At 56.3% G+C, this 16,056-nt stretch carries 18 protein-coding genes; 7 read left to right on the forward strand and 11 right to left on the reverse strand.

What is annotated here, in order from left to right; genetic code table 11:
- Window positions 1–22 precede the first annotated feature (22 nt).
- A complete protein-coding gene (locus tag AAZT04_RS11925; RefSeq protein ID WP_020826924.1) occupies window positions 23–427 on the forward strand; it encodes a MerR family transcriptional regulator in 405 nt (134 codons plus the stop codon).
- 10 nt (window positions 428–437) lie between these two features.
- On the opposite strand, the gene AAZT04_RS11930 is transcribed toward AAZT04_RS11925, so the two are convergent.
- The 4 genes from AAZT04_RS11930 to AAZT04_RS11945 all read right to left on the reverse strand — a co-directional run bounded on the left by AAZT04_RS11930 (window position 438) and on the right by AAZT04_RS11945 (window position 3,494).
- Window positions 438–827 carry a DUF4440 domain-containing protein gene (locus tag AAZT04_RS11930; protein ID WP_371077981.1) on the reverse strand — a complete coding sequence of 130 codons (390 nt, stop codon included), beginning with the start codon at window positions 825–827 and terminating at the stop codon, window positions 438–440.
- Window positions 828–948: 121 nt separating this feature from the next.
- Window positions 949–1,266: a hypothetical protein gene (locus tag AAZT04_RS11935; protein ID WP_020826922.1), complete on the reverse strand. Its 318-nt coding sequence runs from the start codon at window positions 1,264–1,266 to the stop codon at window positions 949–951.
- 349 nt (window positions 1,267–1,615) lie between these two features.
- A complete protein-coding gene (locus AAZT04_RS11940) occupies window positions 1,616–1,867 on the reverse strand; it encodes a CsbD family protein (RefSeq protein ID WP_020826921.1) in 252 nt (83 codons plus the stop codon).
- Between the two features lie 130 nt (window positions 1,868–1,997).
- Window positions 1,998–3,494: a PAS domain S-box protein gene (locus AAZT04_RS11945; RefSeq protein ID WP_434680179.1), complete on the reverse strand. Its 1,497-nt coding sequence runs from the start codon at window positions 3,492–3,494 to the stop codon at window positions 1,998–2,000.
- 235 nt (window positions 3,495–3,729) lie between these two features.
- On the opposite strand from AAZT04_RS11945, the gene AAZT04_RS11950 reads away from it, so the two are divergent.
- Together AAZT04_RS11950 and AAZT04_RS11955 are read left to right on the forward strand one after the other, a co-directional pair.
- Window positions 3,730–4,701: a hypothetical protein gene (locus tag AAZT04_RS11950; RefSeq protein WP_115058806.1), complete on the forward strand. Its 972-nt coding sequence runs from the start codon at window positions 3,730–3,732 to the stop codon at window positions 4,699–4,701.
- 18 nt (window positions 4,702–4,719) lie between these two features.
- Window positions 4,720–4,941, forward strand: coding sequence for a hypothetical protein (locus AAZT04_RS11955; protein ID WP_041414564.1), 222 nt, complete (start codon window positions 4,720–4,722; stop codon window positions 4,939–4,941).
- A gap of 165 nt (window positions 4,942–5,106) precedes the next feature.
- Here the strand turns inward: AAZT04_RS11955 and hchA are convergent, their stop codons facing one another.
- The 7 genes from hchA to hypA all read right to left on the reverse strand — a co-directional run bounded on the left by hchA (window position 5,107) and on the right by hypA (window position 11,810).
- Window positions 5,107–5,982, reverse strand: a complete 876-nt coding sequence (hchA, locus tag AAZT04_RS11960) for a glyoxalase III HchA (RefSeq protein ID WP_434680181.1) — start codon at window positions 5,980–5,982, stop codon at window positions 5,107–5,109.
- A gap of 108 nt (window positions 5,983–6,090) precedes the next feature.
- Complete coding sequence (gene flhA / locus AAZT04_RS11965; protein ID WP_115058808.1) at window positions 6,091–8,157, reverse strand: formate hydrogenlyase transcriptional activator FlhA; 2,067 nt, start codon at window positions 8,155–8,157, stop codon at window positions 6,091–6,093.
- Window positions 8,158–8,245: 88 nt separating this feature from the next.
- Window positions 8,246–9,259 (reverse strand): hydrogenase expression/formation protein HypE, encoded by a 1,014-nt coding sequence (gene hypE / locus AAZT04_RS11970; RefSeq protein ID WP_434680184.1) that lies wholly within the window; start codon window positions 9,257–9,259, stop codon window positions 8,246–8,248.
- Entirely contained in the window at window positions 9,256–10,383 is a 1,128-nt protein-coding gene (gene hypD / locus AAZT04_RS11975) for a hydrogenase formation protein HypD (protein ID WP_371077978.1), read from the reverse strand. Before hypD ends, hypE begins: the two co-directional genes overlap by 4 nt.
- Entirely contained in the window at window positions 10,367–10,663 is a 297-nt protein-coding gene (gene hypC, locus AAZT04_RS11980; protein ID WP_020826913.1) for a HypC/HybG/HupF family hydrogenase formation chaperone, read from the reverse strand. The genes hypD and hypC overlap by 17 nt, the downstream gene beginning before the upstream one ends.
- Window positions 10,654–11,448 carry a hydrogenase nickel incorporation protein HypB gene (gene hypB, locus AAZT04_RS11985; RefSeq protein WP_122079345.1) on the reverse strand — a complete coding sequence of 265 codons (795 nt, stop codon included), beginning with the start codon at window positions 11,446–11,448 and terminating at the stop codon, window positions 10,654–10,656. The genes hypC and hypB overlap by 10 nt, the downstream gene beginning before the upstream one ends.
- A 17-nt stretch (window positions 11,449–11,465) precedes the next feature.
- Complete coding sequence (gene hypA / locus AAZT04_RS11990; RefSeq protein WP_020826911.1) at window positions 11,466–11,810, reverse strand: hydrogenase maturation nickel metallochaperone HypA; 345 nt, start codon at window positions 11,808–11,810, stop codon at window positions 11,466–11,468.
- Between the two features lie 261 nt (window positions 11,811–12,071).
- Between hypA and hycA the strand changes: the two genes are divergently transcribed.
- From hycA to AAZT04_RS12010, 4 genes are all read left to right on the forward strand, one after another.
- Window positions 12,072–12,539, forward strand: coding sequence for a formate hydrogenlyase regulator HycA (hycA, locus tag AAZT04_RS11995; RefSeq protein WP_020826910.1), 468 nt, complete (start codon window positions 12,072–12,074; stop codon window positions 12,537–12,539).
- Window positions 12,540–12,626: 87 nt separating this feature from the next.
- Entirely contained in the window at window positions 12,627–13,241 is a 615-nt protein-coding gene (locus tag AAZT04_RS12000; RefSeq protein ID WP_434680189.1) for a 4Fe-4S dicluster domain-containing protein, read from the forward strand.
- Window positions 13,241–15,109: a proton-conducting transporter transmembrane domain-containing protein gene (locus AAZT04_RS12005; RefSeq protein WP_434680191.1), complete on the forward strand. Its 1,869-nt coding sequence runs from the start codon at window positions 13,241–13,243 to the stop codon at window positions 15,107–15,109. The genes AAZT04_RS12000 and AAZT04_RS12005 overlap by 1 nt, the downstream gene beginning before the upstream one ends.
- Before the next feature lie 10 nt (window positions 15,110–15,119).
- A complete protein-coding gene (locus tag AAZT04_RS12010; RefSeq protein WP_434680193.1) occupies window positions 15,120–16,055 on the forward strand; it encodes a respiratory chain complex I subunit 1 family protein in 936 nt (311 codons plus the stop codon).
- The last annotated feature ends 1 nt before the right edge of the window (window position 16,056 follow it).

A 16,056-nucleotide genomic window follows, 5' to 3' on the forward strand; every position in this document is an offset into this window, starting at 1 on the left:
CAATAGGGGTTTTTCGAACGGTATGAAGATTGGGGATTTGGCAAAGGCAACGGGGCTCTCTCCCTCCCGGATTCGTTTCTACGAGGCAGAAGGCTTAATCAGCCCTCCTCCACGTCAAGGCAATGGCTACCGAAACTACTCACCCGAAGTTGCAGGTGTACTGAAGATCATCGATAACGCCCAGCAGGCAGGCTTTTCGCTTGAACAAATACGTCAGTTCCTGCCGCACAATCAAGCGGGCTGGGATCACGAAGGGCTGATCCATTCCCTCAATACCCGCGTAGCCGAGATTGAACAATTACAACAACAACTTAAGGAGAGCAAAAAAGCAGTATTAGCTATGATCGCCAACCTCAAAAATCGGCCGGAGGGTATTTCCTGTGGGGACAATATGCAACGGTTGATAGGCCTGATGGAGGATCCGTAACTACATGGATTCACTCTGCCGTTGGCGTTCCCTGATGGAACCGCATCTGCCAATGGTCATCGTTCTCGCTCGACGATCGCAGCCAGATCGAAGAGCGCAAAGTACTGCGGGTCACGTTGCCGTCGGCGCCGCGCTGAAAACTTCTGTAGGTTAGTAACACCACTCCTTCGGCAATAGTGGACAGCTTGAAATTTTCGGCATAAATAGGCGCCTGGCCAGTTTCTTCCTGCAATGCCACAATGGTATGCCCCTTGTTGTAGCGCTGTCCCGAACGGCCGATCTCTTCAAAATCATCATGCAGTAGTTTTTCCACCGTAACCGAATCGTTTCGCAGCAGTGGCTGATGCAACATCGTTTCCAGAGACTGGATTTGGGTTAACAACGCTGTGGAATGGCTCAAAGCGCCCTCCTTATTGGCACTGCCTGACAGGCCAACAAGGTTGGCCCGTGATAGACAGGTCTGAAAAATAGAGTGGGATTATCGCCTGCGCTCAGTGTTCGGCAGGCTGGCAGAACAAGAATTAGCGCGCCAACTCCACGCCATCCAGTTCGGAAATCGCGAGACAGTAAACCTCTGTGAGAGCATCCACGGTATAGGCGGTATTGGCCGGGATCATAAACATTTCATGGGACTGCAGGGTTTGGTCGCCGATCTTAAGCTCACCGGACAGGACCATCAGTTTGACCCAGCCCGGATGCAGGCGGGCTGACTGGTGACTGCCAGCATCAAGTTTCAACAGCGCCGTGTGCCCATGTGCCTCGCGTTTCAGAATATGGTAATACACCCCATCGTAAGGCATTTTATCGTAGTGCAATGACGCCAGTGTTCTTTTATGCATGATAGTTCCTCGTAACCTGTGAGTCGTTGTCTGCTCGGTTGCAACATCAAGAGGCAATAGGTTCCTCACTGACCTTTACTCTGCTCCCGAAAGCACATGTTCCGTCAACATCTTTGCAAACTGATTATACTGGCCACTGATGCACAATGCGGGCTGGTATTCGCATCTTTATTCAGAGCCTGTTAATAAATATATAGAACCTATGGCTCAGACGCAAAAAACGAAGGGGAGTAAAAGAGGCTTTTTTGTCACAAAATACAATGTGCAGCGGTGCGGGGAAAGCATTCGCCCGCAGGATGCGGGCGAGTCAGGCTGGGGTTTATTTGCGTTAGTCAGTCAATCCACAGCCTCAGCGGCGACGTAGCAGCAGGCCTGCCAACAGGCTCACGCCAGCAAAAATCGCTACCGTAGTGAGAGGTTTCTTCTTGACCAGATCGCTGACGCAGCTAACAGCATCGCCATATTTTTCTTGTAGTGCGCCGGCAACGTAGCGGGTAGATCCCTCAGCCTGCAAACGCTCATCGCCGGTAACATCACCGGCCACTTCCTGCGCCTTGCCTACCACTTTATCCATCACGCCGTTGATTTTATCGCTGTTCATTCTGCACTCCTGAGTGAGGTTTGTTTCGACGTTTGCATAGTGCAAATGCCTGCCTTGTCTCACGATAGTAAGCCGTTGATGAACCGCTCATAAGGTCAATTTGCAGGGGATTGGCCAGTGCATTTGCACCCTACTTTCCATTTTTAGACGACCGTTCACCGGCAAACAGCCCCCGCTCTCTGGCCCAGACGATGGCTTCGGCGCGGCTATGGACGTCGAGTTTGGAATAGACCGTCGCCACATGATTACGCACCGTATTCGGGGCAAGATTAAGGCGCGCGGCGATCTTTTTGTCCGGCAGCCCCTCGCAAATCAACCCCAATACGTCGCGCTCGCGGGCGGTAAGATCGGTGAAGGAAAACCCCGCCAGGTTAGGCTTATTGATACTTTTCACATTGGCCAGTTTTTCGAGCAATGTCTGGCTAAACCAGGAAGCGTCTTGCATGACTTCCTCGATGGCAGCCACCAGATCAAGTTCAGAGCGTTTGCGTTCGGTAATATCCATCAGTACCAGAAGATAACAGCGGGCATCCTGAATGCTCACGGCATCCGCTGAAGCCACGCAGTCGATGGTTTCATTGCTCTTTTTGCGTATTTTAAGGTCTTGATTCTCGACGTTATCGCTTTTTTCCAACGTGGTAAATAACCGCCGGCATTCCCCTTGCCCATCGATCACATTGATCTCTTCGACCGTCTTGCCGATTAACTCCTCGGCGGCGTATCCGGTGGTTTTTATAAAGGCCTCATTGATGTCCAGCACCCGCTGCTTGTCCGCCGTGCACACCAGCGTGGGCACCGGACTTAAACGAAAGGACTTCGCAAACCGCTCTTCACTCTCGCGCAGCGCCGACTCCGCCTTGCGACGGGGTTCGAGGTCGGTAAAGGTAAACAGCATGCAATCTTCTTCATTGATGTCCAGCGGCTGGCCGGCGACGATCACCAGCTTGGTTCCGCCGGCCGGCAGCTTCAGCTCGGCCTGCATCTGTGGAATGGTCGCCCCTTCGCTCAGCAATTGCACCGCTTGTTCCTTGCGTTCCGCCTGTTCCAGCACGTCCAGCGCATACACCGAAGTGCCCATCACCTGATCGCGTGTATAGCCCGTCATATCGAGGAACCCCTGGTTGACCTTTATGTAGCGCAGGTCGCTCAGGCTGCAGATCACTGCCGGTGCCGGGTTGGCGTTGAACGTCTTTTCAAAACGCTGCTCGGCACTGGCCCACTCGGTGGCATCACTCAGGATCAAAACCAGCAATTCGGCTTGCCCTTTGCTGTCGGTGATCACCAGGCTGCGTAAACGGTGAACCCACAGGTACTCCGATTCGCTGGCGGGCCGAACTTCGACCAGTACGTCGCTGAAGGTCTCGCCGTTGGCAGCCCGGTTAATCGGATACTGTTCCGGCGTCAAAGGGTGATTGTTGCGATAACGCAAGGCAAAGCGCTCCGCATATTCACCGCCATTGGCACCCAGCTCACTCAACTTGCTCAACCCATGCATGCTCAGCGCTGCCTCGTTAGCCCACAGAATGGTCTGGTCGACCTCGGCCAGGATCACCCCTTCCGACAACCCTGAGATGATCTGCTGTAGCTGGCTACGGTTAGTTTCGTTGGCAAGGATGGATTGACTCATGTTTTCTCCAAAAGACGAAGTGGCTTGGCCGCCTGACGGCGATCGAAGTGCCTAATAGTGGCGCTGTTCCCAACAGCATAGTGCGTAACAGGTGCATTCGCGGGGTGTGAATGCACTAGCTTTGTCGGTGCAAATGAACCGGGACGGTCAGTGGTGCCAAGCGGCAGACTGATTCTGTCGGCGCGGCCCTGTGCTGTGCGTACAACCACTTGTTTAGTCAATATAAGGAATAACAATGACCACTGTCTATGAATCCAATCGCTTTGCGTTTCACGTTTCATGGGGTTCGGTATTGGCCGGGAGTGCCATGGCGTTGGTGACCTATCTGATACTGAGCGTGCTGGGCACGGCCATCGGCGCTTCGGCCGTGGATCCGTTGCATGAGGGCAACCCTCTGAGTGGCTTTGGCACGGGCACCGGGATCTGGTTGTTTGTCACTACCCTGGTCTCGCTGGCGGCTGGTGCATTTGTCGCCGGCAGAACTTCGCCAAACCGTGGCGGTTTGCACGGTCTGCTGAGCTGGGCAGTGACCACATTACTGACGACGTGGCTGGTGATTTCTGTGGCGAGCGGCGTGGTCGGTCTGGCCGGTAGCGCCGTCGGCAAGGGGCTCTCTTTGGCCGGCAACGGTATTGCCGCCGCAGCGCCGGGCATTGGCGAAAACGTCAAACAGCAGTTAGACAAAAATGGCATCAGCCTGGACTGGGGTAATTTGGAAAACCAGTTAACCACCACCCTCAAGCAAAGCGGCAAGGCTGAGCTGGACCCGTCCAAGTTGGAACAAAAGAGCGATAGCGTCGCTGCGGATGGTAAGCAAACCGCTACTGATGCAGCCACTGACCCAACACAGGCGGCTGCAGAGCTCAAGCAATGGTTTGAACGCGTCAAGCAATCCGGTGAACCTACCCTGAATGCGGCTGATAAGGATGCGCTGGTGAATATCGTCGCAGCCCGTACAGGCAAGAGCCGTGCAGAAGCGACCCAGATCGTAGACAACTATGCCCAGGCTTATCAGCAGGCGGTACAAAAGGTCGACCAGCTGAAGGCGCAGGCCGAGCAAAAAGCCCGCGAAGCGGCGGAAGTGGCGGCCAAACAGGTATCACGCGCGGCATGGGGTTCATTGCTGATCCTGCTGTTGGGCGCGGCGCTCAGTTTTGGCATCGGCCGCATCGCCATGTCAACCCGTCGTCCCCTGGCTGTAGGGTGATGAATAATGGATGTTTCAATGAATAGAAGGTTGTCAGGTATCTCATTGAACTATCGAAAAGTGGTGGGTGCTTCGGTCCCCGTACTGGTCATCGATTTCTTCAATGAAAAAAACGAGCGTTACACTCTGCGCTATAACTTGCCACCGGACACGCCGGAACGGACAGAGCGCCGCGTATCATTGCTGCTGCACCTGCTTCGTAAACAAAAGCCGATGGATATCGGTGACGCAACGTCATAAATCTTGTTGAATCTGCTCAACCCGCGCCTGTTGGCGTGGGTTGAGCCTTAATCACTCCCCCTCTGAATAATATCGTTTTTTCGTCGTCAGATTTATGTCACCCTTGCAGATGCCAGGGCAAAACAGAACGCCGTTCTTAAACCTATGTCGCGTCACTGACACCGTTCATCGAGCCGCAACGTCGGCAAGCAATGTCTCTGCGGCCAACTTACCCAGATTGTTGGAGGCCAACGGGCTGTCGCCGGTCAACAAACGACGGTCTTTGTGGACTTTCCCGGTGATGTCGCTGTTGAGGATCGTGACGCCCAGTTCGCCAAGGCGTTCACCGACCAGCCAGGGCATTGGCCCCGGAATATAACCGATATCGATATTGGCGCCGGTATCTAGCGAGTCCGGGAACACACAGATCTCGTAACCGCGATACAAGAAGTTTTCCTTGTCCTCACCCAAACCCGCCGCCAACAATCCGGCAGGCCCGTGGCACAGTGAAATCACGTAACGGTCGTTATCATGGGCCCAGAACAGCGTTTTTTTCACGTCTTCGCTGAAGGGAATGTCGTTAAGTACCCCATGACCGCCCGGGATAAAGACACCGATATAATTACCCGCATCCAAATCCTTCACTACCTCAGTCAGTTTTTTCGGTTGCTTGAGCTGACGGCGATATTTCTCATAGGTGGCCTTAACCGCCGCATCCTCACCAGGGAATGCCCACATCTCAAGCTTTACCGGGTCGCCGGATGGCGTTGCAACGTCGATTTCGAATCCGGCAAGATCCATGTGGTGCATGGGCAATAACATCTCCACCGGGTGGTTCCCGGTAGAGAAAAACTTTCCGTTTTGCATCATCAGATAGCGTTCCTGAGACGCAATCATCAACACCTTCCACTTGCCGCCTTTATAAGGCGCAGGATAGTGGGCGCCGTCAAAATCCGTCTTTGCCGACGTGTATTTACTCAAAGAGTAAGGTGACGGAAAGAACGCATTTTCTTCAGCGGCATCAGGGGCAGGATTACGATCTTCGGATGGTAAGTTAGTCATGATGATCTCCTTATGTGCGATTTGCATTGCAGCTTTAGCTTAGGTAACTCAGCCTAAAGCCGCAATGAGGGATATTCCTCATTAGCTGCCCCTAACCCACGCGGCGCTTCACTTAACCAAAATCCCCCATTTCTTCATGCGTGAAAGCAACGTGGTGCGTTTCAGTCCCAGGCGCTGAGCGGCCCCGCGTGGGCCGGCAACCACGCCGTTGGTTTCCTTCAGCACCCTGATAATCTGCTGACGCTCATCTTCCCCTGGCTGACTGGGCTCCGCTTTGGGAACCGGGAGCGCCATCGAAGGGACCGGGTATTGCAACTCAGGCAGTTGCAAGTTCAGCACCGTACCACGCGTCAGCAGTACCGCACGTTCGATGACGTTCTCAAGCTCGCGCACGTTTCCCGGCCAGGGCATTTGGCTCAGCAGGCGCAAGGTTTCCGCCGGGATACTGTCGATGGTACGTTTCATACGGCGCGCAATTTTGTAGGTCAGAAACTTCACTAACTGCGGGATGTCTTCCGGCCTCTCACGCAATGGCGGAATAACGATCGGGAAGACGTTAAGCCGATAGAAGAGATCGCTGCGAAACTCGCGGTCGGCCACCATCTGTTGCAGATCCCGGTTGGTCGCGGCAATCAGGCGCACGTCCACCGAAATCACCTTGTTACCGCCAACGCGCTCGAACTCCCTCTCCTGCAGTACCCGCAGCAATTTCGGTTGCAGCTCTACGGGAATTTCGCCTACCTCATCCAGAAACAGCGTTCCCTTGTCCGCCAGTTCAAAACGCCCCATTCGTTGATTGGTCGCCCCGGTAAATGCCCCTTTTTCATGACCAAACAGATCGCTTTCCAGCAACCCGGCCGGCATGACTGCGCAGTTCATTTTCACCATGCGCTGATCGCGTCGTTCGCTGAGGTTGTGGATGGCACGGGCTATCAGCTCTTTACCGGTACCGGTTTCGCCGAGGATCAGCACCGAACAGTCGCTTTTCGCTACCATTTCCACCTGTTTGAGCACGGCGGACATTACCACGCTGCGGCCGACAATCTCGCCGAAGTCCGGGTTATTACCATTAATCTGCTCGGTCAGATACAGGTTCTCATGCACCAGGCTCTCTTTTAGCCGGTTAATTTCCTGATAGGCCAGCGCGTTATCCACCGCAATCGCAATACGCTCGGCGATCTGCTGCAACACCCGCAGGTTGGCAGCGTTGAAGTTGTCCGGCTGACATTGCGCCAGCTTGAGTACGCCCAGGGTTTTGTTGCCGAAAACTAACGGCAGTACGCACAGCGTTTGAATTTGCTCATGCCAGAGATCGAACAGCTGGCGCTCATAGGCCGCCAGCCGGTCGGAATGCTTCAGATTCAACAGCAGCATTTCACCGCTTTGCATCACCTGTTCCGACAAGGTGCCCGCCAGCGCTACGCTGTACTGCTGACGCTCAACCACGTCCTCTTGCAAATAGTGGGTGGAATAAATGGTGACTTGTTCGGTTTTATCGACGCAAAGCACAATGCTGATCGCGTCGATTTTGAAGAATCGGTGAATTTCCTTTGAGATCTCACCGATCAAATCATCCAAATCGAGTTTCGACAGCACCGCGTTGGTCACGTCGACCAAAATACGGTAATCATCTCTTTCATGGCGCAATTGCCGTTGACGGAGTTCCGCCTCCTCCCGCAGCTGGAGCTGCTCTGCCGCCAATGCCACCAACTCCATCAGTGTCTGCAACTGCACCAGGCTGGCGTCGGCGAACGGCGCCGAGTGACAACGTAACACTTCACAACCGCCTATCAGGGTACCGCCTGCATGCAGCGGCATCAGGCAATACTGATTAAAGGGTAAATACAGCGCCAGAGCCCCGATTTGCGGATAGCGCGCGTGCAGATCATCGCTCTGCCAGCGCTGTGGCAGCGGGCTTTGTCGCAGCCGACTTACCGGGCCATTTGCCAGCAGGGTCTCATCCTGATAGCTCACCGGCTGTCGATGCGCATCCAGGCCATAAAAGCTGACTCGTTCGCTGTCAGGGTCAAACAGCACCAGCGTGACCTGATCCGCCAATTGCAGGCGTTGCAGTATCTGACGCAGTTGCAGCAACAGATCGGTGAAACTGCGCTGGCTCAGCAGCGTGCGGGTAATTTCCAGTAGTTCTTGTTTTTCTAATTGTGCATTCGACATTGTTTATCACTTGCCTGAGTCGCGATGAAGATTTGTGAGTCACATCGCAAAGTGTAACGCTGGGCCGCGACGTTCTCCCCCGACGGGATCAACAAATCCGCGGCAAAGGCTCGGCATGCGGCAAATCCAACAGGCGGCTGATGCCATAAGCGCCCTGCAGCCTTACCTGTCGCCCCTCCGTCACTGTGCCAATCAGCGCCGCGTCCGCGCCCAATGGGTGAGCGCGCAAGGCACAGAGCACGTCCTGTGCGGCTTGCGGTGCGGCCACGACCACCAGTTTTCCCTCGTTGGCAAAATTAATGGCGTCCAGCCCCAGCAATTCACAAATGCCACGCACTGCCGGGGCGATCGGCAACAGGCTTTCTTGCACCTCGATGCCCACGCCGGCCGCACGGGAGAACTCATGCAAAATGGCATTCACCCCGCCACGGGTCGCATCACGCATCGCCCGCACACCGTGAATGGCACGCAATGGCTCAATTAACGGCGTTAACACCGCGCAGTCGCTGATCACGCCCAGAGACATACCCAACTTTTCGCGCAGGTTGAGAATAGTTGCCCCGTGATCCCCGAGGGTGCCGCTGACAATCACGGCATCGCCGACGCGGATATTTTGCGCCGCCCAGTTCAGACCGGACGGGATCACCCCGATACCGGCGGTATTGATAAACACTTTGTCGGCTGCGCCACGCTGCACTACCTTGGTATCCCCGGTGGCAATGCGAATACCGGCCTGCTGCGCGGTGGCGGCCATCGAGGCGACCACGCGTTGTAACTCGGGCAGCGGCAAGCCTTCTTCGAGAATAAAGCCGCAGGAAAGATAGCGCGGCAACGCGCCGCTCACCGCCAGATCGTTGACCGTACCGCAGATGGCCAGCTTGCCTATGTCTCCGCCCGGAAAGAAAATCGGGTCAATCACGTAACTGTCGGTGGTAAACGCCAGCCGATCGCCCTGCTGCGTTAACTCGGCCAAATCCAACCGGGCCTGATCTTCACGCTGATCCAACTGCGGGTTGGCAAAGGCCGGCAGGAAAAGATCGTCCAGCAATTGCTGCATGGCAGCACCACCGCTGCCATGAGCCATAGTAATCACGTTATTCATGCCGGCGTCTCCTCTGTTTCACGGCGATATTGGTACCAGGCGGCGCAGGCCCCTTCGGACGAGACCATCAGCGCACCAAATGCGTTTTGTGGCGTACAACCGCGACCAAACAGCGGACAGTCGCGCGGTTTGCATCGCCCGGTGAGCACGTCTCCGCAGCGGGATCGCGGATCGTCAGCCACTTGCCGCCGCTGCGGACGAAAACGACGTTCGGCATCAAAAGCCTGGTAGCCTGGCGTGAGGGCAATGCCTGAGTCGGCAATGGTGCCCAGCCCGCGCCATTCGCTGCCGCCTCCCAGGACAAAAACTTCGCTCATCGCCTGCTGTGCCAGCCGGTTGCCCTGTTCCGGTACCACCCGCCGGTATTGATTTTCGGTTTGGCTTTGTCGGCCAAGAAACTGCTCGACCAGCATCAGCACCCCTTGCAAGATATCCAGTGGCTCAAAGCCGGTCACCACCAGGGGTTTGTGGTATTGCCTGCTGATAAAATGATAGGGCTCGGTGCCTATCACCATGCTGACGTGGCCGGGTGCCAGAAAACCGTCAATGCGTACATCCGGCTGTTGCAGCAGGCTGCGCAAGGTGGGGATCAGGCTGATGTGCTGACAAAATACGCTGAAGTTGTCCAGGCCTTCCTGCCGCGCCTGTTGCAGGGTGATCGCCGTGACCGGCATGGTGGTTTCAAAACCCAGCGCGAAGAACACCACCTGCCGTTGCGGATTTTGCCGCGCCAGCATCAGGGCATCCAGCGGTGAGTAGACCACGCGCACGTCGGCCCCGCGCTCGCGCGCCTGCAGTAAAGACCCCTGCTGTCCTGGCACCCGCAGCGCATCGCCGAAGGTGCAAAAAATCACTTCGGGGTGCTCGGCGATTTCGCAGCAGGCATCGATGCGCCCCATAGGTAAAACGCAAACCGGGCAGCCGGGGCCATGAATGAATTCGATTTGCGCCGGCAGCAGCTTGTCCAGACCAAAGCGGAATATCGCATGGGTATGGCCACCACACACCTCCATGATTTGCAGCGGTCGTTCGGCGGTAAACGGCAACTGTGCGGCGCGGTGCCAGATATGTTGCAGCAGTTTCTTTACCCGCTGCGGATCGCGAAATTCATCTACGTAATCCATGGTTATCCTCCCCCGCCAAAAACAGCGCCACGTCCTGTTCCACTTCCCCCATCGCCTGCAGTGCTGCCAGCATATCCTCGGCCTCTTGTTGATCGAGGCGGCTCATCGCAAAGCCCACGTGAATCAATACCCAACACCCCAGCATCGCTTCTTTGGGTTCACCCTCCCGGCAAACCAATGCGATATTCACTTCTCGCTGCACGCCGCAGACGTCGGCCCAGGCGTGCTGAGGCTGGTGTTGATCCAACGCCACGATCTGCCCGGGGATCCCTATGCACATAGCTGCCGCTCCAGCCAGGCCAACCACTGATCCATCCCTTCCCCCTGAGTCGCAGAAAGGGTAATTATCTCGATGTCGGGATTAACCTGACGGGCATTGGCGATACAGGCGGCCAGATCAAACTTCAAGTACGGCAGCAGATCGACCTTGTTCAGCAGCATCAGACGTGCGGCGGCGAACATATGCGGGTACTTGAGGGGCTTGTCTTCCCCTTCAGTGACCGACAGCACCGCCACCTTGTGCCGCTCCCCCAGATCGAAGCTGGCTGGGCAAACCAGGTTGCCGACATTTTCGATAAACAGCAGGCTGCTGGGCTTGAGCTCCAGACGCTGGGCGGCTTCGTGAACCATTTGCGCATCCAGGTGACAGCCTTTGCCGGTATTGACCTGGATCGCCGGCACGCCGGTGGCGCGGATACGTTCGGCATCGTTGGTGGTTTGCTGGTCTCCTTCCACCACCGCGCACTCACGCATCCCGCGCAGCCGCAGCAGGGTTTCGGTCAGCAAGGTGGTTTTGCCAGAACCGGGGCTGGAAACCAGATTCAACGCCAGGATCTGTTGCTCGGCAAAATACTGGCGATTACGTTCGGCCAGACGATCGTTTTTATCCAACACCCGGGTTTCTATTTCCAGCATTCGCCGCTGGCTGATGCCCGGCGCATGGGTGCCCGCCAATCCCAGTCCATAATGCAGGTCCCCCTGCAGAGGCCGCTGCGGGCGAAACGGTACCTTTGCTTGCCCTTCAATCGTCATTTCCCCATGGGCACAACCGCAAGTGCTGCACATGTTCTTTCTCCTTTCAGTTATTCAATTTCCAGACGTTTTATTTGCAACCCATCATCGGCCTGCACCCGCAGGTTTCTTCCGGCGCAGTGCGGGCAGACCAAAACCTGCGGGATCAACAGCTCGACGTCATCCTGGCAGTCATAACACCAGGACAAGGCGCGTTGTTCAGTCAGATGCAGCTCACAGCCTTCGGCCAGGGTGTCGCGACATACCATGTCAAAACAGAACCGCAGCGATTCCGCCTCCACGCAGGAAAATGCGCCAATTTCGAACCACACCGCGGTAATACGTTTCGCACGATGTTGACGAGCCTGTTGCTGCATTATTTCCATCGCATGTTGGCACAAGGTTATTTCGTGCATCCGGCCTCCACTCAGGGTGATAAAACGTTTCGTCACCCTGCGTTGCAAATATGGTGCCAAAACCCATTCGGCATATTTGTCGAGTGTCATGACGTCGACAGTAATTAGCTGGCAGCCCCCAATCCAATTTAAAGATTAATTCCAACCCTGATGATTGAATTAAAAGGAAATAATGAAAATCACCAGAGACTGGCACGCTTTATGCTTTAAGCCGTTCACCCGAAGCGATTCGACAATGACCATCAATTTTGAGTGACGACAATGAGTACTATCAGTGAAGTAACCAGCCAGGCCGATTATATCGCCAACAAAAGCAACCGCCTGATGGCGCAGTGGCAAACCTACCACAGCACCTTAATCAAAGCGGTTACCACCACTAAAAAGAAGATTAATCATCAGTTTACTTACGGTCAGGACGACGATCTGCGTTTTGTACTGTTCAACCACTTCACGGTGAGCATTCAATTAAGTGAGGGGTTTTACAGCCGTGATATCTGCTATCGCATTAATTTGGCATCGCCGCATGAAGCCGAGAATTTCGCCCCCTTCGCCCATGCCTCGCTGGATGAAGACGGCAATATTGACGGTGTAATAAACAATCGCGATATGCCGGCGGTATTTGAACATTATCTGGATAAGATCGCCGTTATTTACCAATGCCTGTTTGATTCGCTGCATGACGGCCACGCCATTCATGACGCACTGAAAAAAATAACCCTGTCCGTCTGACTGTCGGCGTTACTCACTGACAGAAAACTGTCGAAACGTCATTTTTTACTGACGATTTCGTCATAAATGACGAAGCAAGGAGTGTGCATGAACCGCTTTATTATTGCGGACCCCAAATTGTGTATTGGCTGCAATACCTGCATGGCCAGTTGTTCTGCAGAACATCGGCAACGGGGTTTGCAGGCATTACCCCGCTTGCAGGTGATTCGTAACGCCCGCGATTCGGCACCGGTGATGTGCCATCAATGTGAGGATGCGCCCTGCGCGCAGGTCTGTCCGGTAAACGCCATTCGCTATCAGGATGATGCCATCGTCCTGAACGAGAGCCTGTGCGTCAGTTGCAAACTCTGCGGTATTGCTTGCCCGTTCGGCGCCATAGGCTTCGGCGGCAGCACCCCGTTAGCGATCCCCTCAGACTGCAACACATCGCTGGCCCTGCCTGCCGCCAAAGCGCCGCGGCCGATTGGCGCCTTCCTGGATTGCGTGCCCGGTGTCCGCGCCGTGGCGGTCAAGTGCGACCTTTGCGCTTTCACCCCCTTAGGCCCGGCCTGTATCCGTACCTGTCCTACCCAGGCCATTCGCTTGGTCAGCGACCACGACGTGCGTAACGCCAGCGAACAGAAAAGGCGCAACGCCATGCAGGCGCTCAGCGCCGAGCTGCCGTTCGCTACCGCCCCAGAATCCCGCAAGGAGCCGAATTGATGTTTTACCCCATTGCGCCCGACCCATTGTCGTTGCTGACTCTGGCATTCGTCGGGTATCTCCTGTTCGCGTTGCTGAGCTGGCTGCTGGCCCCCTGGCCGCGTGTCAATGCCTTGCTGGGTGGCGGCACCTTGCTGTGTGCCATCGCCACCTTGTTGGCCGCCGGACAACTGCTGTTCGCACCGCTGCACAGCACCCGTTTGCCCTGGTTGCGTTATGCGGTGGAAATCAGCGGCATTAATGCGTTGTTATTGCTGGTGATGGCTTTGTGTGGGATCTGTGCCGCGCTGTATCACATCGGAAGCGTCGCGAACCTGAACGCCAGTGCAGGTGGTCGGTTGGGCGGGCTGATCAATCTGATGCTGGCAGCGCTCAGCGCCGCCGCGATCGCCGATAATGCACTGGCCTTGCTGTTGCTGTTAGAACTGGCGGCGCTGTGCGGCTATTTCTTGATTGTCCTCGCCCCGAACGCGAAAAGTCTGCGGGCCGGGCACAGCCAGTTTTTGCTGATGCGCCTGGGCACCCTGCTGTTGGTTATCGCTTTCGCACTGATTTATACCCACAGCCACAGCCTGCAATTCAGCGTGATCCGCGCTACGCCATTACCGGATGCACTGCGTAACGGCGTCTTCCTGCTGGCGTTGGCCGGGTTTGGCATTTTTGCCGGGGTGATGCCGCTGCATGCCTGGGTGCCTCAGTCCCACAGCAGCGCGCCGGCCTCTGCCGCCACGTTGTTTTCCGGCGCACTGATGAAGGTCGGCCTGCTGGGGATCCTGAAGATAGGACTGGATCTGCTGGGTACGCCCCCGCTGTGGTGGGGATTGCTGGTCCTGCTGCTGGCCGCCGGCACCGCATTTTTTGGCGGGTTGTATGCGCTGATGGAGCACGATCTGCGGCGCTTGCTGGCTTACCACACGCTGGAGAATATCGGCATCATCCTGCTGGGCATTGGCGGTGCCATGGTTGGTATGGCGCTGCAACAGCCATTACTGACGGCGTTCGCCCTGATCGGCGGCCTGTTCCATTTGTTGAACCACAGCCTGTTCAAAAGCGCATTGCTGTTGGCGGCGGGCACCATTGAACAACAAACCGGGCTGAAGGACATGGAGAAAATGGGCGGGCTGGCACGGCTGATGCCCTGGACCGCCATTTCTCTGCTGATCGGCCTGGTGGCCATGGCCGCACTGCCGCCATTGAACGGTTTCGCCAGTGAATGGCTGATCTATCAGGGACTGTTCCATTTCAGTGCGGCCCCTGGCTTTATTGGCCATTTGTTCGGGCCGTTGCTGGCGGTGGCGCTGGCCCTGACCGGTGCGCTGGCAGTGATGTGCGTCAGCAAGGTGTTTGGCGTCGCCTGTTTGGGAGCCCCACGCTGCGCTGCGGCGGCCCAGGCTGTGCAGGCTAACCTCTGCCTGACGCTGAGCCATGCGCTGCCCGCGTTGCTGTGTCTGGTTTGCGGCCTGGGTGCGCCCTGGATCATCCCGCTGTTTGCCCGGCTGATCGGCATGACGTCCGAACAATCCCTCTCCGTTTCCGACACTTTGGTTTCTACCCCGTTGATCGCCATTTTGTTGCTGGCAATGCCGCTGCTGCCGCTATTGATTGCTGCACGTTATCAGACCCGTCGTCAACCTCGCCGGGTACAGGGTAGCGCCTGGACCTGCGGATATGGTCATGAGGAGGCGATGGTGATCACCGCCACCGGTTTTGCCCAACCGCTTCGGGTGATGTTCGCGCCGCTCTATCAACTGCGCCGCTGGCTGCCGGAATCTTTGATCAACCCGTTACATTGTAACGCCTTCGTTGCCTTCTGCCGCGGCCTGGCCGCAGTGGAGCTTGCGGTGCTGTTGGTGGTGGCTTTTGCCTGAGGAGATGACAATGACCTATCCCAATGTGTTACTCGGTCTGGCGCAGGCCTTGCTGTTACTGGCCGTCGCCCCACTGTTTGCTGGTGTCAGCCGCGTGCTGCGCGCGCGGATGCATAACCGTCGCGGCCCCGGAGTACTGCAGGAATATCGCGATATCGCCAAATTGTTGAAGCGTCAGAACGTAGCACCGACGGCTTCCGGTCTGGCCTTTCATGCTATGCCGTACTTGCTGACCGGCACCCTGCTGGCCATCGCCTGTGCGTTGCCCATGCTGACTGTCGCCTCGCCGCTGCCTGCCATCGGTGATGTGATCACCCTGATCTATCTGTTCGCCGTGGTGCGCTTTGTTTTCGCCATTGCCGGTCTGGACACCGGCAGTCCCTTTACTGCCATCGGCGCCAGCCGCGAAGCGGTATTGGGCATTCTGGTCGAACCCATCCTGCTGTTGGGGCTGTGGGTGACCGCCCTGGTGGCCGGTTCGACTCAGTTGAGCGCCATGGTGCAGAGCCTGCTGACGTTGCCACACCCCGCTTGGTTGCCGCTGCTGTTGGCCGCCCTGGCCTGTGCGTTCGCCACCTATATCGAGATGGGCAAACTGCCTTTTGACCTGGCGGAAGCCGAGCAAGAGCTGCAGGAAGGTCCACTGACGGAATATTCCGGTGCCGAGCTCGGCATTTTGAAATGGGGCATCAGCCTCAAACAATTGGTGGTGCTGCAGCTGTTCCTCGGCGTGTTTCTGCCCTGGGGGCAAGCGGCACAATTTACCGTCCTTCACCTGTCGGCGGCGCTGGTCCTGGCACTGCTCAAGCTGCTGTGCGCGCTGACGCTGATCGCGGTTATAGAAAATAGCGTGGCGCGTTTGCGCTTCCTGAAAACGGCCCGTACCACCTGGGCCGGTTTTGGACTGGCTTTTCTGGCGCTGGTTTCCTGGCTGGTCGTCGGCTGAA

This window comes from Serratia sp. Je.1.23.a, from assembly GCF_051129805.1.
GTDB lineage: Bacteria > Pseudomonadota > Gammaproteobacteria > Enterobacterales > Enterobacteriaceae > Serratia > Serratia liquefaciens.